Source organism: Halomonas sp. HL-93 (assembly GCF_900086985.1).
GTDB lineage: Bacteria > Pseudomonadota > Gammaproteobacteria > Pseudomonadales > Halomonadaceae > Vreelandella.
Genome location: NZ_LT593974.1, coordinates 2987977 through 3010547, shown reverse-complemented (window position 1 = coordinate 3010547; position 22571 = coordinate 2987977). Strand labels below are relative to the sequence as shown.

Annotated in this window: 18 protein-coding genes; 14 read left to right on the top strand and 4 right to left on the bottom strand. The window is 58.2% G+C overall.

The features are described 5' to 3' along the window. Nucleotides 1-95: 95 nt before the first annotated feature. Complete coding sequence (locus GA0071314_RS13960) at nucleotides 96-731, bottom strand: CDP-alcohol phosphatidyltransferase family protein (protein WP_074397216.1); 636 nt, start codon at nucleotides 729-731, stop codon at nucleotides 96-98. A 243-nt stretch (nucleotides 732-974) separates the two neighbouring features. Between GA0071314_RS13960 and GA0071314_RS13955 the strand changes: the two genes are divergently transcribed. The 6 genes from GA0071314_RS13955 to GA0071314_RS13925 all read left to right on the top strand — a co-directional run bounded on the left by GA0071314_RS13955 (nucleotide 975) and on the right by GA0071314_RS13925 (nucleotide 9186). Next, entirely contained in the window at nucleotides 975-2603 is a 1629-nt protein-coding gene (locus GA0071314_RS13955; protein ID WP_074398540.1) for an SLC13 family permease, read from the top strand. A gap of 185 nt (nucleotides 2604-2788) precedes the next feature. After that, nucleotides 2789-4111 carry an ammonia-dependent NAD(+) synthetase gene (gene nadE / locus GA0071314_RS19945; protein ID WP_082934262.1) on the top strand — a complete coding sequence of 441 codons (1323 nt, stop codon included), beginning with the start codon at nucleotides 2789-2791 and terminating at the stop codon, nucleotides 4109-4111. Nucleotides 4112-4173: 62 nt separating this feature from the next. Further along, nucleotides 4174-5322, top strand: coding sequence for an exonuclease SbcCD subunit D (locus GA0071314_RS13940; RefSeq protein ID WP_074397215.1), 1149 nt, complete (start codon nucleotides 4174-4176; stop codon nucleotides 5320-5322). Further along, nucleotides 5319-7919 carry an AAA family ATPase gene (locus GA0071314_RS13935; protein ID WP_074397214.1) on the top strand — a complete coding sequence of 867 codons (2601 nt, stop codon included), beginning with the start codon at nucleotides 5319-5321 and terminating at the stop codon, nucleotides 7917-7919. Before GA0071314_RS13940 ends, GA0071314_RS13935 begins: the two co-directional genes overlap by 4 nt. A 65-nt stretch (nucleotides 7920-7984) precedes the next feature. After that, nucleotides 7985-8707 (top strand): tellurite resistance TerB family protein, encoded by a 723-nt coding sequence (locus tag GA0071314_RS13930; protein ID WP_074397213.1) that lies wholly within the window; start codon nucleotides 7985-7987, stop codon nucleotides 8705-8707. Then, on the top strand, nucleotides 8707-9186 hold the full coding sequence (locus tag GA0071314_RS13925) for a phosphatidylglycerophosphatase A family protein (RefSeq protein WP_074397212.1): 480 nt from the start codon (nucleotides 8707-8709) through the stop codon (nucleotides 9184-9186). Before GA0071314_RS13930 ends, GA0071314_RS13925 begins: the two co-directional genes overlap by 1 nt. 87 nt (nucleotides 9187-9273) lie before the next feature. On the opposite strand, the gene GA0071314_RS13920 is transcribed toward GA0071314_RS13925, so the two are convergent. The 3 genes from GA0071314_RS13920 to GA0071314_RS13910 form a co-directional block, all read right to left on the bottom strand. After that, nucleotides 9274-10656, bottom strand: a complete 1383-nt coding sequence (locus GA0071314_RS13920; protein WP_074397211.1) for an NAD-dependent succinate-semialdehyde dehydrogenase — start codon at nucleotides 10654-10656, stop codon at nucleotides 9274-9276. A gap of 185 nt (nucleotides 10657-10841) precedes the next feature. Continuing rightward, a complete protein-coding gene (msrA, locus tag GA0071314_RS13915; protein WP_074397210.1) occupies nucleotides 10842-11468 on the bottom strand; it encodes a peptide-methionine (S)-S-oxide reductase MsrA in 627 nt (208 codons plus the stop codon). Between the two features lie 103 nt (nucleotides 11469-11571). After that, nucleotides 11572-12474, bottom strand: coding sequence for a LysR family transcriptional regulator (locus tag GA0071314_RS13910; RefSeq protein WP_074397209.1), 903 nt, complete (start codon nucleotides 12472-12474; stop codon nucleotides 11572-11574). 138 nt (nucleotides 12475-12612) lie between these two features. On the opposite strand from GA0071314_RS13910, the gene GA0071314_RS13905 reads away from it, so the two are divergent. The 8 genes from GA0071314_RS13905 (at nucleotide 12613) to GA0071314_RS13870 (ending at nucleotide 22559) form a co-directional block, all read left to right on the top strand. Continuing rightward, the gene (locus GA0071314_RS13905; RefSeq protein WP_074397208.1) at nucleotides 12613-14133 is read left to right on the top strand and encodes a CoA-acylating methylmalonate-semialdehyde dehydrogenase; all 1521 of its coding nucleotides are present in this window, start codon (nucleotides 12613-12615) and stop codon (nucleotides 14131-14133) included. 26 nt (nucleotides 14134-14159) lie between these two features. After that, nucleotides 14160-15821, top strand: a complete 1662-nt coding sequence (locus GA0071314_RS13900) for a GMC family oxidoreductase (RefSeq protein WP_074397207.1) — start codon at nucleotides 14160-14162, stop codon at nucleotides 15819-15821. 191 nt (nucleotides 15822-16012) lie between these two features. Further along, on the top strand, nucleotides 16013-16216 hold the full coding sequence (locus GA0071314_RS13895) for a cold-shock protein (RefSeq protein WP_009101184.1): 204 nt from the start codon (nucleotides 16013-16015) through the stop codon (nucleotides 16214-16216). A 159-nt stretch (nucleotides 16217-16375) separates the two neighbouring features. Beyond that, nucleotides 16376-17041 carry an alpha/beta hydrolase gene (locus tag GA0071314_RS13890; RefSeq protein WP_074397206.1) on the top strand — a complete coding sequence of 222 codons (666 nt, stop codon included), beginning with the start codon at nucleotides 16376-16378 and terminating at the stop codon, nucleotides 17039-17041. 79 nt (nucleotides 17042-17120) lie between these two features. Then, nucleotides 17121-17801: a hydrogenase subunit MbhD domain-containing protein gene (locus GA0071314_RS13885; protein ID WP_074397205.1), complete on the top strand. Its 681-nt coding sequence runs from the start codon at nucleotides 17121-17123 to the stop codon at nucleotides 17799-17801. After that, the gene (locus GA0071314_RS13880; RefSeq protein WP_074397204.1) at nucleotides 17798-19288 is read left to right on the top strand and encodes a complex I subunit 5 family protein; all 1491 of its coding nucleotides are present in this window, start codon (nucleotides 17798-17800) and stop codon (nucleotides 19286-19288) included. Before GA0071314_RS13885 ends, GA0071314_RS13880 begins: the two co-directional genes overlap by 4 nt. Beyond that, entirely contained in the window at nucleotides 19285-20790 is a 1506-nt protein-coding gene (locus tag GA0071314_RS13875) for a complex I subunit 5 family protein (RefSeq protein ID WP_074397203.1), read from the top strand. The genes GA0071314_RS13880 and GA0071314_RS13875 overlap by 4 nt, the downstream gene beginning before the upstream one ends. Continuing rightward, the gene (locus GA0071314_RS13870; RefSeq protein WP_074397202.1) at nucleotides 20787-22559 is read left to right on the top strand and encodes a complex I subunit 5 family protein; all 1773 of its coding nucleotides are present in this window, start codon (nucleotides 20787-20789) and stop codon (nucleotides 22557-22559) included. Before GA0071314_RS13875 ends, GA0071314_RS13870 begins: the two co-directional genes overlap by 4 nt. Nucleotides 22560-22571: the final 12 nt, after the last annotated feature.

The following is a 22571-nucleotide window of genomic DNA, read 5'->3' as shown; positions in this document are numbered from 1 at the left end:
ATGGGCGCTTCCGGCCACAAAACGATGATGTCCTTACTTAGACAATGGTCGCACCGGGTATTTACGTCGGTTCGTTAGCGCACATTAGGCGCGTTTTATCTTGCGCTATATTCGTTGGCAGAACGCTTGCGCAGTGTCCAGTAGCCTCCCCATAGCCGTGTTGCCGTGGTAATAAGACAGGCAATGGCAAATACCGTGGCCAGGATTGGGAAGTGGTCTGGGAATAGACAAAACATCACCAGTGCCAGGACGGTTTCGGTTCCTTCGGTTAGGCCTTCCAAGTAGTAGAAGGCCTTTTGCGGGAAATCAGGCCGCTCGACACCCTGCTGCTTGGCGGCGATCGCAAAGGCTAAAAACGACGTACCCGTGCCGATAAAGGCAAACAGCAGCAAAGCGGCGGCGAGGGCATTATCCATTGGGTTGGCTAGTGCAAAGCCTAGGACGACCGCTGCGTAAAACACAAAATCCAGTCCTATATCTAAAAAGCCGCCCGCTTCGCTCGTTTGGCCATTTACCCGGGCCAGCGCACCATCCAGGCCATCCCCTAAGCGGTTCAACAGCACGGCTACTAAGGCAAGGCTGTAATGCTCCCATGCCAGCAATGGCAGGGCAGTGATACCCATTAAGAAAGCGCCGAAGGTAATCTGGTCCGGTGTTAGGCGGCCTTTCAATTGCTGAGCAAGCTGCTCAAGCGGGCGATGGGTTAGCGGCATGGTCCAACGGTCAAGCATTCGCCATTCCTATTTGTTAAGTGGAGTTCATGCTGGTGACCCGCTTAAATTACTGGACTCAAGTATTTATACTTTAGTATTAATTTCCATAAATTACTGGACTAAAGGCGTAGGTCAGTGGAAAACGGGGCCCAAGAATGTGCGTGTCTAGATTGACCATTATTCCATGGTTAGTGTGTGCATTCTTTAACACCTTACATTCTACTCCGTGAGCGAAGTTGTCGTATGCAAAGCAATGGAATGATGACGGTGTGGGACCAGCTTTGGGTCTCCCACCAACAGGCAAAAACACTCTTGATGTGCGCGCTGCCCACCTCGGGTGGGTCAGGCGCTGGCGCGTCCTCAAACAATGGCTCGGGCCATCAGCCGCGTCCACCTGCGTATAAAAAGCCTCAGAAAGTTGGCTTGCTGCTAGGGCCGCTGCTGTTTGCTTTTGTGTTGTTGTTTTTCCATCCCGCCGACCTCAGTTTTGAAGGCCGCATGGTGCTGGCCACGACGCTATGGGTGGCGGTTTGGTGGATTACCGAAGCCATTCCGATTCCGGTGACCTCGCTGTTGCCTATCGTGTTACTACCGATTACCGGTGCGCTGGAGGGCAGTAAGGTCACGGCGGCCTACGGCAACCCGATCATATTCTTGTTCCTGGGCGGCTTTATGATCGCCCTGGCGATGGAGAAATGGGGGCTGCACAAGCGTATTGCACTAGCGATTATTGGCGTGCTGGGCACCAGTATTAATCGCATTGTGTTGGGCTTTATGGCGGCCACCGGGTTCTTGTCGATGTGGGTATCCAACACTGCCTCGGTGATGATGATGCTGCCGATAGGCACGGCGATTGTGTATCAAGTGACCCAGGAGCTAAGCAAAACGGAAGGCGACCACAGCGATGATATCGATAAGTTCAGCAAGGCGCTGATTTTCGGTATCGGCTACGGCGGTACCATCGGCGGCTTGGGCACGCTGATCGGCACGCCGCCCAACATCATTCTCGCGGCGACCGTCTCGGAGCTGTTTGATGTGCAAATTTCTTTCGCCGAGTGGCTATTTTTTGCCTTTCCCGTGGTGGTGATTCTGCTGTTTGCTGCATGGCTACTGCTGACCAGGATTATTTATCCGGTCAAGCTTGGCGATCTGCCCGGTGGTAAAGAAGTTATCCAGAAAGAAAAGCAGGCCCTGGGGGCCACCAGCTTTGAAGAAAAAGCAGTGTTGTGGGTGTTTTTATTCGCTGCTTTTATGTGGATTTCGCGCTCGTTTTTGTGGGAAGGGCAACTGCTGACCATCCCCGGCATTGACGACACCATGGTGGCAATGGTGGCGGCGATTTTACTGTTTTTGATTCCCTCCAAAAATAAGGGTGGCTGCCTGCTGGACTGGGAAGTGGCCAAGGATGTGCCGTGGGGAATCCTGCTGCTGTTCGGCGGGGGCTTGGCGATTGCCGCGGGCTTTAGCTCCTCGGGTCTGGCTGAATGGATCGGCGAGCAAATGAGCGTGCTGGAAGGCGTTAACTTCCTGCTGGTGATTTTACTCGCCAGTGCCATGGTGCTGTTCTTGACCGAGATCACCTCGAACACCGCCACCGCAACGATGATTCTTCCGGTACTGGCGTCGCTGGCGCTGGCGCTAAACGTGCATCCCTTTGTGTTAATGGTGCCTGCGGCCATGGCAGCCAACTGCGCCTTTATGCTGCCGGTGGGTACACCACCTAATGCGATTATCTTCGCCACGGGCAAAATCAAGATCATCGAGATGGTACGTAACGGCTTCTGGCTGAATATCCTGGCGCTGATATTGATCGTCGCCGCGGTCTACTTCCTGCTGCCTATGCTGTGGGACGTCGACCTGACCAGCTACCCGGAGGCGTTTCGTGATTAACTGAGTTAATGATTGTTGAACCTTCCAAGCCTCCATCCATTGATGGAGGCTTTTTTTATCGTCGGTTTAGGTGGTCGCAGCCGTCCCATTTTGCGTGGCGTTTTTCGACAAATAAGCGAAGTTATCTATAGTGCAGGGACAGGGAAGAATATCGAATCACGCGCTTGGCGCGCAGGAGATAAGCAATGGAACGTGTGGAAGAGATAAGTCAGTACTTGCAATCCCATAACCTGAAAATGGCGACAGCCGAATCGTGTACAGCGGGGCTTATTGTGTCAGAGCTGGCCCGTGTGCCCGGCAGCGGCCAGTCAATTGACTGTGGGCTGGCAGTTTATTCTCCCGAGGCCAAACAACGCTATTTGGCAGTGCGTGCCGAGACCATAGAAGCGCATGGCTTAACCAGTGAGCAAACGTCGTCTGAAATGGCGCTGGGGGCGTTGAATAATAACGATGCCGATGTAGCCGTTGCCAATACGGGCATCGCTGGGCCAGAGTCCCACGAGGGAATTCCGGCAGGCACCGTATGCTTTGCCTGGGCGTTTCGCCGCGAACAACAGCAGTACCTGTTTACCGAAACACGGCGCTTTAGCGGTGATCGCAATGATGTTCGCCTTGCCGCTGCGTTTTACGCGTTAGAACGTATCCCTGAGCTTCATGGCCAAGTTGTGAAAGGCGAAGCCAATCCGGCCAACCAACGGGCAACTCAGGTGCATATTCAGACGGTGCTGCACGTCACGCCAACCATCGATCCACGCGAGGAAAGTACCCGGCGCGTGGACTTTTTGTGTCGCCAGATGATCGACACTGGCCAGCACGCATTGGTATTGGGCATTAGCGGAGGCGTGGATTCCACCGTGGCCGGGCGCTTGGCGCAGCTAGCGGTTGAAAAAGCGCGCTCGCAAGGGGTTAATGCACACTTTTATGCCATGCGCTTGCCTTACGCTATCCAGCACGATGAAGACGACGCGCAGAAGGCGATTGAGTTCATCCAACCCGACAGCGTACTCACCGTGAATGTTAAGCCTGCCAGCGACGCCATGCTGGCATCACTGGAAGAAGGTGGGCTGGCGTTTGAGGATCAGCATCAACGTGATTTCGTGTTGGGAAACATCAAGGCACGCCAGCGCATGGTAGCCCAATATGCCGCCGCTGGCGCACGGGGTGGCCTAGTGGTGGGGACTGATCAGACCGCCGAGGCGTTGATGGGCTTTTTTACTAAATTTGGCGACGGCGCCTGTGACGTTGCACCGCTTACCGGGTTGACCAAGGGGCAGGTGCGCGAGTTGGGTGTGGAACTCGGCGCACCTGCTGAACTGGTCGAAAAGCAACCCACCGCCGATCTGGAGTCCCTTAAGCCACAGTTGGCCGATGAACAAGCGCTGGGTGTCAGCTATGCCGAGATTGATGCCTTTTTGGTGGGTGAGCACGTTAGCGACGCGGCCAGCTCCACTATCATTAAGACGTTCCAGCGCACTGAACACAAACGTCAGCTACCGATCACTCCCTAGTTGCTAGCGTCGCCGTGTCAGGTTGATATGATGCAGCCACCTATATTGCTGTCGAGTCTGTCATGCGACTACTACATACCGCCGATTGGCACCTGGGGCGACTGTTCCACAATCTGTCGTTGCTGGATGACCAGCGTCACGTACTCAATCAGCTGATCGACATTGTCGACCGCGAGGCCGTCGATGCGGTACTGATTGCCGGAGATATCTACGACCGTTCGGTGCCGCCTGCCTCGGCGGTGGCACTGCTGGACGAGGTGCTGACAGAGCTGTGTAGCGTGCGCAACCTGCCGGTAGTGATGATTTCCGGTAACCACGACAGCGCCCAACGGCTGGGTTTTGGTGCGCGCCACTTGCGCCAGGCCGGGCTGCATATTCTGTCGGATTTAGCCAATTGTGACCGGCCGGTAACGCTGTCCGCCAAAGGCATCGACATAGACGTTTTCGGTATTCCCTATGCTGACCCCGAGTATGTACGCAGCCAATTGGCAGCGGATGTGCGCGACTTCGATAGCGCCCATCGCTACCTGGTCGAACGAATCAACGCTCAGCGCCACCCAGCCCGCCCCACGGTGCTGATGAGCCACTGCTTTGTGGATGGCGGCAGCGCTTCGGACTCCGAGCGGCCGCTGACGCTGGGAGGTGCCGAGAGTGTGGCCTGGGAGCCGATGCAGGACTTCGACTACGTGGCATTAGGGCATTTGCACGGGCCGCAGTATCGCGGCGGCGAGCATATTCGCTATAGCGGCTCGTTACTCAAGTACAGCTTTTCCGAAGCCAGCCAGCGCAAAGGCATTACCCTGGTGGATATTGACGAGAAGGGCGTGCGGCATATCGAGCACCGCCCACTTGAGCCGCGCCTGGACGTGCGCATTCTGGAAGGAGAGCTTGAATCGTTGATCGCCGACGGTGTTAGCGATCCTAACGCAGACGACTACCTGCTGGTGCGCTTGACCGACCGGCATGCCATCCTCGACCCCATGGGCAAGCTGCGCGAGGTCTATCCCAATGTGCTGCACCTGGAGAAACCCGGCATGCTGGAAGCGCGTGGCCGCCAACAGTTGGATCGCGAGCGGCTGCAGTTCAGCGCACTGGATATGTTCAGCGACTTTTTTACCCAGACCAGTGGCGAGCCCATGACCGACGAGCAAGCCGAGGCAATAAGCCAACTGATTGGCGAGCTAAGCCGCGACCAGGAGGCTCAAGAATGACGCCGCTATGCTTAACCATGCAGGCCTTTGGCCCCTTTGCCGGGCGCGAAACCGTCGACTTCGCGGCGCTGGGGCAAAGCCCGCTGTTCTTGATTAACGGCCCCACCGGCGCAGGTAAAAGCTCGATTTTAGATGCGCTGTGCTTTGCCCTTTATGGCCAGACGACCGGCGCTGAGCGCGAGGCAAGCCAAATGCGCTGCGACCAGGCAGCGGCAGCGTTGCTCACCGAGGTAACGCTGGATTTTCGCCTGCGCGATGAGGCCTTCCGGGTACGCCGTGTGCCTCAGCAGGAGCGCCCCAAGGCACGCGGTGAAGGCACCACCGCGCAAAACGCCGAAGCCCAGCTATGGCGGCTGACCGCCGACGGCGAGCAAGGCGAGTGCCTGGTGGCCAAAAGCGTCAACGATGCCAACACCCAGATTCAGGGCCTGATAGGCCTCGACGCCAACCAGTTTCGTCAGGTAATGGTGTTGCCCCAGGGCAAGTTCCGCGAGCTGCTGCTGGCCGGGTCGAAAGACCGCGAAGTGATTTTTTCCCAGCTATTTCAGACACAGATATTCCAGCGCATTGAAGAGCGCCTGCGCACCCAGGCCAATCAGATCGAGCGCGACGTTAATAACCATCGCCAACGGGTGCAGGGTATTTTGCAGGCCAGCGAGGTGGAAAATGAAGCCGCGTTGGACGAAGAACGCAGCGCCCTTGAGCCACAAAGCGCTGCTGCCCAGCGCGACTACGCTGACGCCAAAGCGCGCCGGGAGGCCGCTGAACACGCTGAGCGCAAGGGTAAGGAGTTGCAGGCGCGGTTCGAACAGCAGGCAGCGCTCAGCTCGGCCAAGAAGGCGCTTTTAAGCCAGCAGGACGACATCGAAGACGCCCAGGCCCGCCTGGCCGCCCACGGAAAAACTCAGGCGTTGGCAACAGACTACCATCGCTTGCAAACGGCCCAGCAAACGGACCGCGCTACCCGGGAAGAGCTCGCCCAGGCTGAGGCCGCCATGGTCCAGCAGCAAGCCGCACAGGCCGACGCCCAGCGGGCTCTGGAGAACGCCAAACCGCAATTTGAGCAACTGCCAACATGGCGCGAGCGGGCGTTCCGGCTGAATCACGCGGTTGAGAAGTGCCAAGAGCTGGCCGCGCTTGAAACTCAGCGCGAGCGGCTTGCCGAGCAGGTCGAGGGAGCCGCCGCCGAGATCAATCGACAGCGGCCAAGCGTCGAGGTGGCAGAACAGCATGCCACCGAACAGGAGAGGCGTTGGCACCAAGGCCAGGCGGCTTTGCTCGCCCAGCGCTTGGAAGCCCAGGTGCCTTGCCCGGTATGCGGCAGCCGTGACCACCCGGCCCCTGCCGTGGTCGAGCAAGCGCCCGTCACCCAGGCCGAGGTTAAACAGGCCCGTGCTGCATTGGATAAGGCCCGCCAGGGCATAGTGACAGCCGAGCAGCACCACGCCCAGCTTAGCCAGCAACTCGCCGACAAGACGGCGCATTGTCAGCGGCTGCGTGGCGAGCTGGGCGAGCATGCCTCCCTTGAGGCACTGAAAGCCGACCAGATTCAACTCAACGCCGATATTCAGGCCGCCGAAACCGCCTGGCAAACCGCCCAGGAACGCGCCCAGCATGCACAGACGGCGCTGGCCCGCGCCGAAACAACGCTGAACGATGTTCGCAAGCGTCAGGCCAGCGCCGATAGCGCTCTGGACGAGGCACTGAAGGCCTGGCAGCGCGCCCTGGCCGATAGCGTCTTTGACGATGAGGAGGCGTTTAATAGGGCACGGCTGAGCGAGGCCGATTTCCAGCGGTTGAGCAACGCGGTGACCCATTTTCAACGTGAACTGGCTAAGCTGGAAGGTCAGTTGGAGGCGGTTCAAGCTCACCTTGAGGGACAAACGCCGCCGGACCTGCTCGGCCTGGCCGAGCAAGTCGCCGAGGCAAAGGCCCAGGAGCAAGCCCGCGAGCAGGCCTATCAGCAGCTGGCCGCCCGGGTGGCGCAGCTTAATGCCACGCGTGAAAAACTTGATGCTGCCCACGCCGCCCAAGCATCGCTTGAGGCGCAGTATCGTATATGGGGAACGTTAAGTGAGGTGGCCAACGGGCGTACCGGGCAGCGCATTAGTCTGCAGCGGTTCGTGCTCGGCGTGCTGCTGGACGATGTCTTGATTCAAGCCTCCGAACGTCTGGTACGCATGAGCCGAGGGCGCTATCAGTTGGTCCGCCGGGAGGATCCCTCCAAAGGCAATCGCGCCTCGGGGCTGGAACTGGATGTGGCCGATACCTACACCGGCAAGAACCGGTCAGTGGCCACTTTATCGGGCGGTGAATCCTTTATGGCGGCGCTCGCACTAGCGTTGGGGCTTTCCGACGTGGTGCAGGCTTATGCTGGCGGTATTCAGTTGGATACGTTATTTATCGACGAGGGGTTTGGCAGTCTCGATCAGGATGCATTGGACCAAGCGATTACCATGCTCAGCGAGCTGCAAATGGGCGGGCGCATGATTGGGATTATTTCCCACGTTAGCGAACTGAAAGAGCAAATGCCGGTCCGTGTGGATGTGCGCGCGAGCCGTCATGGAAGTACCGTCGCCCTTCAAGGCGGGGTCTAGCGCAATGCTGGAATAGCCTCTTTAATAGCTGTTGTTCACACGTTGATACCCCTAGGAGCATACCTATGAACGCAAGCAAGATTCTGCAGCAGCTCATGCAACAGGCAGGTGGAAGTCAAAAAGGCAGCGGTGTCGATGTGAAAGGCATGCTCGATGGTCTTTCCAAGCAGTTCGGCGGCGGTAGCCAAAACGCCAGAAGCGGTGGCTCTGGCGGTGTGGATTTGAAAAGCCTGCTGGGCGGCGGCGCCATGGGCATGCTGGTGGGCTCCAAGCGCGGCCGAAAGCTTGGGGGTAGCGCGCTTAAGTACGGCGCGATTGCCGGGGTGGGGGTATTAGCGTGGAAAGCCTGGCAAAACGCTCAGGCGAATAAAAATTCGTCAAGCGAGCAAACCAGCGCCGAAGGCGAGCGTGTTGAGGTGCTCAATGGCGAGTACCAGGAGCGGCGTAGCCTGGAATTATTGCAGGCGATGATCATGGCCGCTCGTGCCGATGGGCATATCGACGAGCAGGAGCAGGCGTTGATCACCGACCAGATCGACGCGCTTGGTGCTGATCAGGAAATGCATAACTGGATTGAGCAACAGCTAAAAGCGCCGTTAGACGCTAAAGCCCTGGCCCGTGAAGCAGACTCGCCTCAAGCGGCAAGGGAAATGTATTTAATCAGCGTCGCCGTCACCGATGAGCAAAACCCCATGGAGCGTGCCTGGCTCGACCAGTTGGCAAACGCCCTGGCGTTATCGCCGGACATGGCTCGCGAGCTTGAACACCAAGCGCAGCAGGCGGGTTAATGCTCGATACGCTTAATTTATGGGTTGCTACCGGGCTGGGGCTGGGGCAGTTACCGGTAGCCCCAGGCACCTTTGGTTCGTTGCTGGGCATTCCTTTGGCCTGGTGGCTGTTAGGGCGGCCGGTAGGTCAGCAGGCCGCGTTTATCTTCGCGCTATTGGTACTGGCGGTGCCGGTTTGTGATTTGGCGTCGCTGCATTTTATCGACACCGACCACGGCAGCATCGTGGCGGACGAGTATGCGGCGTTTCCGTTAGCCGTACTGGGCCTCCATGCGGCTCGCCAGCCGCTGGTGATGGCGTTAGCATTTGCCGTTTATCGGTTCTTCGATAGCCTTAAGCCACCGCCGATTCACTTGGCCGAGTTGGTGGATGGCGGCTTGGGAGTCGTCTTGGATGACGTACTGGCTGCGGGCGTTACTTGGGTTGTGGTCGCTTTTGGCTTATTTATTTGGCGTCGCTATCAGCCGCGTAATCGCTGAATAGGCGTTATGGCAACAGCAAAAAGCGCCGCAGGTGTTGAGCCTGCGGCGCTTGTGGTTACAACGTCGTTTACCGCTTGACGCACTTTACTCTTGTACGACAACCACCGATTTGGCGTTGACGAATTCACGCATACCGAAGCCGCCGTGTTCGCGCCCATAGCCGGAATCCTTGACGCCGCCAAAGGGCATTTCCGGCGTGGCAACGCCAAAGCCGTTGATAAACACCATGCCGGTATCAAAGTACTTGCTGGCAAGCTCTGTGGCGCGCTTCACGTCCTTGGAGATAATGCCGCCACCCAGGCCGTAACGACTGTCGTTGGCGATGCGCATGGCGTCGTCATCGTCCTTGGCGCGAATCAATGCGGCCACTGGGCCGAATAATTCGTCGTCGTAGGCGGGCTGGCCGGGGGTGACGTTATCCAGCACGGTGACCGGATAGAACGCGCCCTTGCCCGATGGTTTTTCGCCACCGCAGAGGATTTTGGCCCCTTTACGTACGCTCTCTTCGACTTGCTCGTGAAGGTCGTCACGCAGGTCAACGCGTGCCATCGGGCCAAGGTCGCTGCCTTCTTGGGTCGGGTCGCCTGCTTTGAGGGCCTTCATGCGCTCGACATAGCGTTCTTTGAACGCCGCATAGTTTTTTTCAGTGACGACGAAGCGCTTTGCCGCCACGCAGGTTTGCCCGCCGTTGTAGACGCGCCCCTGCACACATGTCTCGACGGCCACGTCGAGGTCGGCATCGTCCAATACCAGATAGGCGTCGTTAGAGCCTAGTTCGAGCACCGTTTTCTTCAGGTGTTCGGCCGCTTTGCCAGCGACTTTACGCCCGGCGCCGTCACTGCCGGTGAGCGTCACGCCGCGCACGGCTGGGTGAGCAATCACCTCATCGGATACGTCGTGGGAAATCACCAGGGTGCGGAAGACGTTTTCCGGCAGGCCCGCCTCGCGGTAGATTTTCTCCAGCAGCAGGCCGCTGCCGGTGACACATTCAGCGTGCTTTAGCAGCACGGCGTTGCCCGCCATAATATTGGCAATTGAATAGCGCACTACTTGATAGGCGGGGAAGTTCCAGGGCTGAATGCCGTAGATAACCCCCATTGGCGAATAGGTCACAATACCGCGTTCACCGTTGCTGGGGTTGCGCGTTTCATCGGCGAGTACCTCGGGGCCGCGCTCTGCGGTGTAATCGCAGATACCAACGCATAGGTCCACCTCCTCGTGCGCCTGTTCGGGTAGCTTGCCCATTTCTTTGACCATCAAATCGGCCAGCTCGTCTTTGTGCGCTTTAAGCGCCTCACCGATGGCTTTCACCATTTTAGCGCGGTGCTCAAGTGGCTTGAGCCGCCAGTCGAGAAAGGCTTGGTGACTTGCCTCAACCACCTGCTTCGCTTGGCTGGCATCCATCAGCGTGTAGGTTTGTAGCGTTTCGCCGGTGGTAGGGTTAACGGTGGTGATGCTGTTGCTCATAAGATCTCCTATCTTTAGATCAACGCTTTTTAAATTAATGCTATTTAAATCAATAGACTAAAGTTCAACGCATCCTAACGTTGTGCCATTTTAGACGACTGGTCTACTGATGCTGCCCAGTCACTGTAGTAGAAAATTATCGATGCTGCCTAATAGGCGCTCGCTATGGCTGAGGCGTGCTGTGACTAGTCAAAAGTCGGCCCACCTGCCTCGTCACCCCATACCGCTTCCAGGCGGTCGTCGCGTCCGCAACTGAAACGATAGAACTTATAGCGCACGGGGTTTTTCTGGTAGTAATTCTGATGGTATTCCTCGGCTTCCCAAAAGGTGTCAGCGGGCAGTATCTCGGTGGTTATCTCTTGATCGAAGCGCTCCTCCATCTCGGCTTTGGAGGCTTCAGCCAGCTCGCGCTGTTCGTCATTCTGATAAAAAATCGCAGCGCGGTATTGGTCGCCCTCGTCGCAGAACTGGCGACCGACCGCGAACGGGTCGATATTACGCCAGTAAATCTCGAGTAGTTGTTCGTAGCTGATCTGGTCGGCGTCGTATTCTACCTTGACCACTTCAATATGGTCGGTATCGCCGCTGCTGACGTCGTCGTAAGTAGGGTCTTCCAGCTCGCCACCGGTATAGCCGGAAATGGTTGCTGTTACGCCGGGCTGGCGGTCGTAGGGTGGCTCCATGCACCAGAAGCAGCCGCCGGCAAAGACCGCTTCAGCGGGCGTCTCGGCCTGCAGCGAAGTGCTGGTGATGCCCATAGTGGCCGTCACGACACATAGGGTTAACGGGCGTAGAGGTAAGCATTGCAACATGAGACAGACTCCAAGGAAGCTAAGTAAGCAGCTAATGAAACTCTAGTCGTTAAGTTGCTTTGGGGTTACTTTCCTTACAGCCGTGGTTTCCAGTGATTAAATCTTAGCTATGGCGTGGTGGCCAGACGTCATCCAGGGTTTTTAACGCAGCGGCAATCGGTGGTTCAGCGGCACGGTCGTGTCGCCAAATCAGGCCCAAAGCGCAGGGTAGGCGAACCTGGTCCGCCACGGCCAGGCCGCTTTCCTGGCGTTCGGCCATGGCCAGGGCGTCGCGGGCCAGGCTCAGCCCAACGCCCGCACGAACCAGGTCGAGCATGCAGGCTTCCTGGTCGACCTGGGCGACGCGATTTGGGGTGACGCCGCAGTCGGCCAAACGGTGTTGCAGCAGCCGGTGGTGGGCCGAGTCGGGCGGGGTAACAATCCACGGCAGGCGTGCCAGTGACGCCCAACGGGTATCTGCCAGCCGTGCCTCCCAGCCGGCGGGGGCAATCACGTGATAATCAAACTGGGTCAGCTCACGCCAGGCAAGCGCCGGATGGCCCGTGCCTTCCCCGGGCGGGGCGAGATAAAAGCCAACGTCCAACTCGCCCTGCTCGATGCGCGCGAGCACCCGGCCGCTCATGCCGTGGTGCAGTTCGGTTTCCAACTGCGGAGCGCGCAACATCAGGCGGCTCAGAAACGCCCCCAGCCGAATAAACTCAGGGTCGACAATGGTGCCGATGGTTAGTTTGCCGCGCAGTGTGCTGTGTAGCGCGCTGGCAGTTTGCTCAAAGGCGCTTGCGCTGGCCAGGGCCTTTTCGGCAGCGGGCAAGAGGGCAAGGCCGTCGGCGGTCAGGCTAAGGCCCTGAGGGCGTCGGCTGAACAGCGTCAGCCCCAAGCTGGCCTGAAGCTGCTTCAACTTTAGGCTAACCGCGGGCTGGGTCAGGTGCAGTTGTTCGGCGGCGCGTGACACGCTGCCGGTTCGGGCAACGGCCACAAAGGCGCGTAACGAGGCGTATTCCTGCATAAGCGTCTTCTCAGAGCGTGTTGTTATTAGCTGAGCTTATATCGTGGTTAAAAATTACTCAATTGATTGTCCCGCAAAGCCGCGTAATGTGGTCGTATCCCTCGTTAGACCCTCATGATACTTATAAAGGTTGCTTCCATGACCACCGCGACAACGACGACCGCCATCCACCACTTCATCAACGGCCAGCCAAGCGAAGGTACCGGGGCTGCCCAGGACGTTTTTAACCCGGCCACGGGGCGGGTGACCGGGCACGTGTCGCTTGCCGGCGAGCGCGAGGTCAATTCGGCCGTGGCCGCTGCCCAGGCCGCTTTTCCTGCCTGGGCCGACACGCCGCCGATTCGCCGGGCACGGGTGATGTTCAAGTTCCTTGAACTGCTGAATGCCAATAAGGACGCCCTCGCCGAGGCGATTACCAAAGAGCACGGCAAGGTATTTACCGATGCCCAGGGGGAAGTCGCCCGCGGCATCGATATCGTCGAGTTTGCCTGCGGTATTCCGCAGCTGATGAAAGGCGATTACACCGAGCAGGTCAGCACCGGGATCGATAACTGGACGGTGCGCCAGCCGCTGGGCGTGGTGGCGGGCATCACGCCGTTCAACTTCCCGGTCATGGTGCCTATGTGGATGTTCCCGGTCGCCATCGCCACAGGGAATACCTTTATCCTCAAGCCCAGCCCGCTGGACCCCAGCGCCTCGCTGCTGATCGCCGATCTGCTCAAGCAGGCCGGCTTGCCCGACGGCGTGTTCAACGTGGTGCAGGGCGGTAAGGACGCGGTCGAGTTTCTGCTGGATCACCCTGACGTCAAGGCCCTGTCGTTTGTCGGCTCCACGCCCATCGCCAACCTGATTTACGAGCGTGGTGCCCGCCACGGCAAGCGCGTCCAGGCGCTCGGCGGGGCGAAAAACCACATGGTGGTGATGCCCGACGCGCACCTGGATAAAGCCGTGGACGCGCTGATCGGCGCGGCGTACGGCTCGGCAGGGGAGCGCTGCATGGCGATCAGTGTGGCGGTACTGGTCGGTGACGTCGCCGACAAGGTCGTCCCCGCTCTCAAGGAGCGTGCCCAAGCGCTCAAAGTGAAAAATGGCATGCAGCTGGACGCCGAGATGGGCCCGATCGTGACCCGCGAAGCGCACCAGCGGATTACCGGCTACATCGACAAGGGCGTAGCGGAAGGCGCCGAGCTGCTGGTCGACGGGCGCGAGTTTGACGCAGGCCAGACCGGCGATGGCTGCGCTGATGGCTTCTGGATGGGCGGCACGCTGTTCGATCACGTCACCCCTGACATGACCATCTATAAAGAAGAGATTTTCGGCCCGGTACTGGTCTGCGTACGGGTGCCCGATGCCGCCACGGCGATTCAACTGATCAACGATCATGAATTCGGCAACGGCGTCAGCTGCTTTACCGAAAGCGGCAGCGTGGCACGTGAATTTGGCCGCCGCATTCAGGTGGGCATGGTCGGCATCAATGTGCCCATCCCGGTGCCCATGGCGTGGCACGGCTTCGGCGGCTGGAAGCGCTCGCTGTTTGGCGATACCCATGCCTATGGTGAAGAAGGCGTGCGTTTCTACACCAAGCAGAAGTCGATCATGCAGCGCTGGTCCGACTCGATCGATGGCGGGGCGGACTTTGTCATGCCCACGGCTAAGTAAAGCGCTCTTGCGCCGGGAGTCAGCCCATGTCCGATATCTCTCATCAGTTTGACTACATCGTGGTCGGCGCAGGCACCGCCGGGTGCCTGCTGGCCAACCGCTTGAGCGCCAACCCGAACCATCGGGTATTGCTGATCGAGGCGGGCGGGCGCGATAACTATCACTGGATTCATATTCCGGTGGGCTATCTGTACTGCATTAATAATCCACGCACCGATTGGATGTTCCGCACCGAACCGGATAAGGGGCTCAACGGCCGCTCGCTGATTTATCCACGTGGCAAAACGCTGGGTGGCTGTTCGAGTATCAACGGCATGATTTACATGCGTGGTCAGGCACGAGATTACGATCACTGGGCCGAGGTGACCGGCGATGACGCTTGGCGCTGGGAGAACTGCCTGCCCGATTTTATCAAGCATGAAGACCATTACCGGCTGGACGACGGCGGCGATGGCGACGCGACGCATCGTGATTTTCACGGCCACGGTGGCGAATGGCGGGTCGAAAAACAGCGTCTCAAGTGGCAGGTGTTGGACGATTTTGCCGAGGCGGCGGTTGAGGCGGGTGTCCCGCGCACCGATGATTTTAACCGCGGGTCCAATGAGGGGGTGGCGTATTTCGAGGTCAATCAGCGCGCGGGCTGGAGATGGAACACGGCTAAAGCGTTTTTACGCCCCGCGCTCAAGCGGGGTAATTTGACGCTTTGGCACTCTACCCAGGTGAACCGACTGTGCTTTGAGCATAATGAAGGGGCAACGCAGTGTAGCGGGATAGAGGTGGTACGTGACGCAAAAACCGTTCAGGTTAACGCCAGCCGGGAAGTCGTGCTGTGCGCTGGGGCGATTGGCTCGCCACATCTGCTGCAGCTGTCGGGGGTGGGGCCCGCTGACCTGCTGCGCGAGCATGATATCAAGGTGGTTCACGATCTTCCGGGCGTCGGCGAAAATCTACAGGATCATCTGCAAATTCGCTCGGTGTACCGAGTGTCGAAGGCCAAAACCCTTAACGCCATGGCCAGTACGCTGTGGGGCAAGGCGGGCATCGGCTGGGAATATCTCACTAAACGCACCGGGCCGATGAGTATGGCACCCTCGCAGTTGGGTGCCTTTACGCGCAGTTCGGATGACTATAGCCACCCCAATATTGAGTATCACGTTCAGCCATTAAGTTTGGAAGCCTTTGGCCAACCGCTCCACCCGTACCCGGCGATCACCGCGAGCGTGTGTAATTTAAACCCGACAAGCCGAGGCACAGTGCGCTTGAAAAGCCGCGACCCGCGCCAGGCGCCGGCAATATCACCTAACTATTTGAGCACGCCGGAGGATCGCAAGGTGGCCGCCGATTCATTGCGGGTGACGCGTAAAATCGCCGAGCAGCCGGCGTTTGCCAAGTATCAACCTGAGGAGGTGAAGCCCGGCCTTGAGTATCAGAGCGATGACGAACTGGCACGCCTGGCGGGGGATATTGGCACGACGATTTTTCATCCTGTCGGCACCGCGCGGATGGGCCGGGAAGACGACTCCATGGCCGTCGTCGATAGCCAATTGCGCGTACGCGGTATCAGTGGGTTGCGCGTCGCGGATGCTAGCGTGATGCCGACAATCACTAGCGGTAACACCAATTCACCCACGCTGATGATCGCCGAAAAAGCGGCGGATTGGATATTATCGGAACGGTCATCGTACTGACATTTTTTTACGCGATAGTGTTGACGTGCGCTGAAACAAGGCGCATCCTTCTCGGCAGTAGGTTAGCAAGTCGAACGTTGTCAGCAGTATCGAAGCGCCGCAAGCGTTGAGTCTGGTGAAAGTTTCTTGTTCTACCCACTGCAACTCGGGTATTACCCGGCTCTAAATACGCTTAATCGAGGATTTCGATCATGGCAACTGGTACCGTTAAGTGGTTTAACGACACTAAAGGCTTCGGCTTTATTTCTCCGGACGACAACGGCGACGATCTGTTCGCTCACTTCTCCGAAATTCAGGCTGACGGTTTTAAAACTCTGCAAGACGGCCAGAAGGTTTCCTTCGACGTCACTCAGGGTAAAAAAGGCCTTCAGGCTTCTAACATCAAAGTTCTATAAGTTAGAATATTGATGTTTGCCGCTAACGATTAATGTTAGCGCGCACAAAACCCCGCCATGTGCGGGGTTTTTTGTATGTGTATGAAAACCAGCCACATTACTCGCCCCGAGCGTTGCTTTGCGCTAGGGTGGCGTTTTTAAAGCAAGGAATGAATGACCATGACAGCGCCTGGCGAACTTATCATCGAGCCGAAGAGCGGCAAGCCCGCCGATGCGTGTGTATTCATACTGCATGGCCTAGGTGCAGACGGCCACGATTTTGAACCACTGGTCCCTGCGCTGGGCTTGCCCGCCAGCGCCAAGGTGCGCTTTATTATGCCCCACGCGCCCCGACTTGCGGTGACCATTAACGGCGGTATGGTGATGCCCGCGTGGTACGATATTTTGGCGATGGACCTGGGTCGTCGGGTCGATGAAGTACAATTGAAAGTAGCCGCTAAACGTATTCAAGCGCTCATCCAGGAGCAAATTGACCAGGGTATCGATAGCCAGCGTATTATCGTGGCAGGTTTTTCCCAGGGTGGAGCAGTGGCCTATCACGCAGCGCTTTCCTTCCCGCAGCCGCTCGGTGGGCTGCTGGCCATGTCGAGTTATTTTGCGACCGCCGACAGCATTGCTCTGGCAGAGGCTAACCGGCAAATTCCCATTGAGGTCCAGCACGGCAGCTTTGACCCCATCGTGCCGGAGAGCTTGGGAAAAAGTGGAGCTGAGCGCTTGACCGGGATGGGCTATGCGGTGAATTACCGTCAGTATCCCATGGCTCACTCGCTTTGCCCGCAGCAGGTAAGCGATATCAGTAAGTGGCTTACCCAACGGCTTAGCTAAATGCTGCGTCGACAACGGCTCAAAAGGGATGCACAGTGAGTGTCTATTCGTGCCCGATGCAAGGATGTAGCGAAAACGAATGATAACTTCCTTTGACCCCCTTGATGGCGTACTGGCGCTCTGCTTAACCGTCGCTGCGCTGGCTTGCTTATATGATCGCCACCTTGTACGTGCCTGCTGCTGCTTTGTGGGTTTTGCGCTGGCGATGACGCTTTCATGGTGGCGCCTGGGTGCCCCCTGGTTGGCTGTGGCTGAGCTGTTGTTGGGCGCCTTGCTGACGGGGCTGTGCTTTTTTTATGCGCTTGGCAGAGTGGCTCGTGGTGCTTCTTCCCCGCTTAAATACGATACCTTCAGCGACGCCTGGCCGCGGACCATAGCGCGGGCGTTATTAGCGCTTGGCTGGTTGGTGATGGTCGGTGGCGCGATTCGCTATGTGATCCCCGATATGGCGTATTCCCCTGCCGAGCAGCCACTGTTGCTGGCCGGGGTTATGATGGCCGCCGGCGCGTTAAGCGCATTTGCGCTACATCGCCATCTGGTGCGGCGCTTATTGGCGTTTAATATCCTCGGCTCGGGGGTATTTATACTGTTGGCCGGTCTCGCGGGCACCTCGGCGGCTGCCCAGGTATTGATTGGCGTGGGGCTATGTGTCGCTTGGCTGGGCTCGATGCTGGGGGCACTACTCATTCGACAACTGATGCATTTGCAGGGCGCCGATAGCTTGGGAGGCGACGGCGATTCCAAGGAGAGGGCAACATGATGTGGCGTTTTGGCCTGCTGGAAAGCACCTTTGCGCCACTGGTTGCCACCCACTGGGCGTTGGGCGTAGCGCTTGCTTCTCCGTTGCTGCTGGGGTTGATGGCAGCGCTATTGCCGCCTAAACGGGCATGGCCTGTCGCACTGGCTTGTCTGTCCGTTTTGGCGTCGGGGCTGGGGCTATTATTCGCTTTTGAGCAGTCGGGGGTGCTGCGATGGCAGTGGGAATTGGCTGGTATCAGCCTTTCACTGCGCTTGAGCGGACTCAGCGTTTTGTTGCTATTAACTACCCAGTGGATTGGTTGTGCTGCGGCACTCTACACCCCTGGGATGCTACGACTAGGCGATCCTGAGCCGCTGTCGCGCTGGCTATGGCCATTGATGGGGGTGCTCTTAAGCGCGCTCACATTGATCTGGCTGGCCACCGACTTGCTGACGCTCTACGTGGCGTTGGAGGTAATGGGGTTGGCCGCAGTAGGCATGCTGATGCTGTCGGGAAAGGCGGCGGCGCTACTTGCAGGCATGCGCTACTTGCTACTGGCGCTGGTGGGGTCGCTTGCTTATCTACTGGGTGTGGCGTTGGTGTTGGGGGAGTGGGAGCGGTTGGATCTTCAGGGGCTGGCAGAAGTAATCGAGCCAGGACCCGTGGCATGGATCGCCGCCGCGCTGATGGGGGCAGGCTTAGCCTTGAAAGCCGCCCTGTTCCCGCTTCATGGGTGGCTCTCTCCAGTGCACAGCACTGCTTGGACACCGGTAAGCGCTCTGCACGCCGCTCTGGTGATCAAGGCCTCGCTGTTTATTCTACTCCAGCTGTGGAGCATTCTGCTGCCAGACACGTTCTTTGCCCCGCATGTCATCGCGTGGCTGGGCATGCTGGCGATTGTCTGGGGAGGCGTACTGGCGTGGCGCACTGATTCGTTGAAAACCCTAGTGGCGTCCTCAACCGTGGCACAGTTGGGGTACCTGATGGTGATTTTCCCATTGCTGTTGGGGCCGGACATCGCACCATTACCCCGCGCGTTAGCCTGGGAGGGCTTTTGGTTGCAGCTAATGGGCCACGCCTTTGCCAAAGCAGCGATGTTTATGGCCGCTGGTAACCTGATGCTGGCTACGGGGGAGAGCACGCTTAAAGGCTTGGCGGGTACCAGCCGTCGGTTGCCGCTTTCTCTGTTAGTGTTTGGTATTGCTGCCGTGACGTTGATGGGGCTGCCGCCAAGCTCAGGCTTCACCGCCAAGTGGCTGTTGCTTGAGGCGATGGTCAGGACCCAGCAGTGGTGGGCGATTGGCGCGTTGTTAACCGGCTCGCTACTGACCGCGGCCTATGTGTTTCGCATGTTTCGCTACTCGTTTGATGAAACGGCACCGCGCCACCGTTACCAGCCACTGGCACCGGGGATGGATCTTATCGCGCTGACGCTTGCTTTCACTGCGTTTGCGCTTGGTTTACTGGCGCACTTCCCCTTAACGCTGTTGCATGGGGGTGGCGTATGAATGCGGTATGGCTACCGGTCACTGCTTTGGCCACCTCGCTACTGGTAACGGCTACGATTTTTGCGCTGCCAGAAGAGGCGCGGCGACTGCGTACGACGATTAATTTAGCGGCGGCGGTCACGAAACTTATTTTGGTGAGCCTGATGGTCGGGCGCGTGGCGACGGGATACGAAGATAGCTTTAGCTTTCAAGTCGTCGGCAATATTGATTTCGTGCTGCGTGCGGATGCGCTCGGGGTGATGTTTGCCGGGCTGTCGTCGCTGCTCTGGCTTTGCACCACCATTTACGCGATAGGTTATCTAGAAGGTTCGGCCAACCGGAAGCGTTTTTTCGGCTTTTTCAGCCTGTGTGTGGCGAGTACGACAGGCATCGCCCTAGCGGACAACCTGTTTACCTTTCTAGTTTTCTACGAAATGCTGACGCTCTCCACCTACCCGCTGGTGGTGCATCGGGGAACCGAGCAAGCTCTGAATGCGGGGCGTGTTTATTTACGCTATACGCTAAGCGCTGGCGCCGTGCTGCTGTTGGGCACTGTTCTGCTGTATACCCTTACCGGTGAACAATCCTTCTCGTCGGAGGAGGGCCTGGGCGATTACCTGACCGATCACCGGGGCCTGCTCATCTTGATTTATGCCCTGCTGGTGGGAGGGCTTGCGGTGAAAGCCGCAATGGTGCCCCTCCACAGCTGGTTGCCAAGAGCGATGGTTGCCCCCGCGCCGGTCAGCGCGCTGCTGCATGCGGTGGCGGTCGTAAAAGCAGGTGCTTTCGGCATATTGCGAGTGATTTACGACCTTTTCGGCATTGAGCTCAGTATTGAGCTAGGCGTCAACACGGCCCTGGTGATCGCCGCGTCGATTACGATTATTTATGGCTCGCTAAGAGCGCTTGCTCAGGACGAGTTGAAACCGCGGCTAGCCTTTTCCACGATCAGCCAAGTCTCTTACGTGATTCTAGGTGCGGGTTTATTAGGCCCCTTTGGCACGATTGGCGCGTTGGCGCATTTACTGCACCAAGGCTTAATGAAAGTGACGCTGTTCTTTTGCGCGGGTAATTATGCCGAAGAACTGGGCATCCATCGCATTGACGACTTGGACGGGGCAGGGCGGCGCATGCCGCTCACCAGTCTTGCGTTTACCGTTGGGGCGCTGGGCATGATCGGGTTGCCACCGGTGGCGGGGTTTATTACCAAGTGGTATCTCGGGGTCGGCGCCATCCAGGCTGAAATGTACTGGGTGGTCGCCGTTCTGGTAGCGAGCAGTACGCTCAACGCGATGTATTTTTTGCCGATTTTGCACCGCCTTTGGTTCCGTTTAGGCCCGGCGCATGGCAAAGGTCACTGGCCGGATGAGCAGCACTTAGGGCGTTTTGAAACCAATGCATGGCTGCTTTGGCCCATGGTGTTTACCGCCCTGGCGAGCCTGGGGGCAGGGTTGTTGGCAGGCATGCCGTTTAGCCCGTTGGACTGGGCGACCCGCGTCGCCAACGGGGAGTATCTGCCATGATGACGCTGCTGTTGGCGCTGACCATGCTCTGGCCGCTGGGTGTGGCTGGGGCGGTGGTTTGGCAGGTTTACCGGACACCCGCTGTGACACGGCGCTACTTTCCGCTGCTGTGGCTGAGCGCTGCCTGGCCAGCGGTGTTGTTAGCCTTCGCTGGAGAGGCCCAATGGAGTGTTGATGTCTGGATGTTGGGGGGACAATGGGAGTTGAACTCACTTACCCGTCCGTGGCTGGCCTTCACTGCCCTGCTATGGAGTTTGGCAGCCGTGCATGCCAGAGGGTATTTCGCCGCTGAGCAGGCGCGCGCTCAAAGCGGTGATCAATCTGCTCGCTACCGGTTGGTACGTTTATCGCTGCTGTGGCCGTTGACCCTACTCGGCAATGTGATTCTGATCGTGGCACAGGATATCGCCAGTTTTTATCTAGGCTTTGCGCTGATGACATTTGCTGCTTACGCCTTAGTGGTGCACAGCGGCACCGAGCAGGCTCGTCTGGGGGCCCGGGTGTACCTCATTTTAGCGATCATCGGGGAAGGGCTGGTGATAGGCGGTTTTCTATGGGCCGCGGGCGAAGCGGAAACGCTCACTCTGCAAGGCGTGCGCGATGGGATTTTGGCGGCTGAACAGGGCGCCTGGATGGCTGCGGTGCTATGGCTGGGGTTTGGCGTAAAGGCGGGCGTTATTGGCCTGCATGTGTGGTTGCCGCTAGCGCATCCGGTGGCCCCTGCCCCTGCAAGCGCAGTACTGAGCGGCGCAATGATAAAAGCGGGCTTGCTTGGGTGGATAAGTGTACTGCCATTAGGCGACCAACAGATGCCAGCAGCTCTCACCCAATTTGGACATATAATGTTGGCCGCAGGACTTGCAGCCGCCTATTTAGCAGCGCTCTACGGCGTATTCCAGCGCCACCCCAAAGCGGTATTGGCCTATTCCAGCATCAGTCAAATGGGCATGCTAACGGCGCTGGTGGCCATGGGGTTGGCTGCCCCGGACGTTTGGTCACTGTTGTGGCCAGGGGTGGTGCTGTTTGCCGCCCACCATGCGCTTGCCAAAGGCACGTTGTTTATGGGCACTAGTATTAGTGAACATCTGCCACGTTGGCCGCTGCCGCTCGTTTGGATGCTGCTGGCACTGCCAGGGGTATCACTTACAGGTGCCATCGCGGCGGGGCTGATAAGCAAGTGGGGAGTCAAAAGCCCGCTTGACGAGATGCATCATGGAACGCTGATCAAGCTTCTCGGCTGGGCTGCCGTTGGGACTGCCGCGCTGGTCAGCGTTGCACTTTGGCGACAGTGGCAGCAGCGTGAGTCAGGGGGAAGCAATCGCTGGCAGTGGGGGGCTTGGTTATTGGGTATCGCGTTCGCATTAACCACGCCCCTGTGGCTGCCGCTTCCTGCTGATAGCGTTGGCATCCCGCCCATTAAAAAGTGGCTGGGTATTATGTGGCCGCTACCCGTGGGCGTTGCGTTAACAGCCATTGGGTGGATATTGTTGCGACAGCGTAAAAGTAAAGTACCGCCCGCGGGTGACCTGTGGTGGCTATACGCCGGTGTCATCGGCAAGGCGTTGTTACCCATACGCCGCTTTAGCCGCTGGTGTGGCGAGTTGAAGGCGTCGAGCGTGGTAGCTTCGCAAAGAACCGAGAGTGCTTTCATGGATCATCTGACGCGCCTGTCGGGCGCGGAGCATTGGATGCGTCACCATGCCAGTGGTTTGATGATGGTGCTTGCCGTATTACTTGCGGCGTTACTAATGTGGGAGGGCGCTCGATGATACGACTGCAAG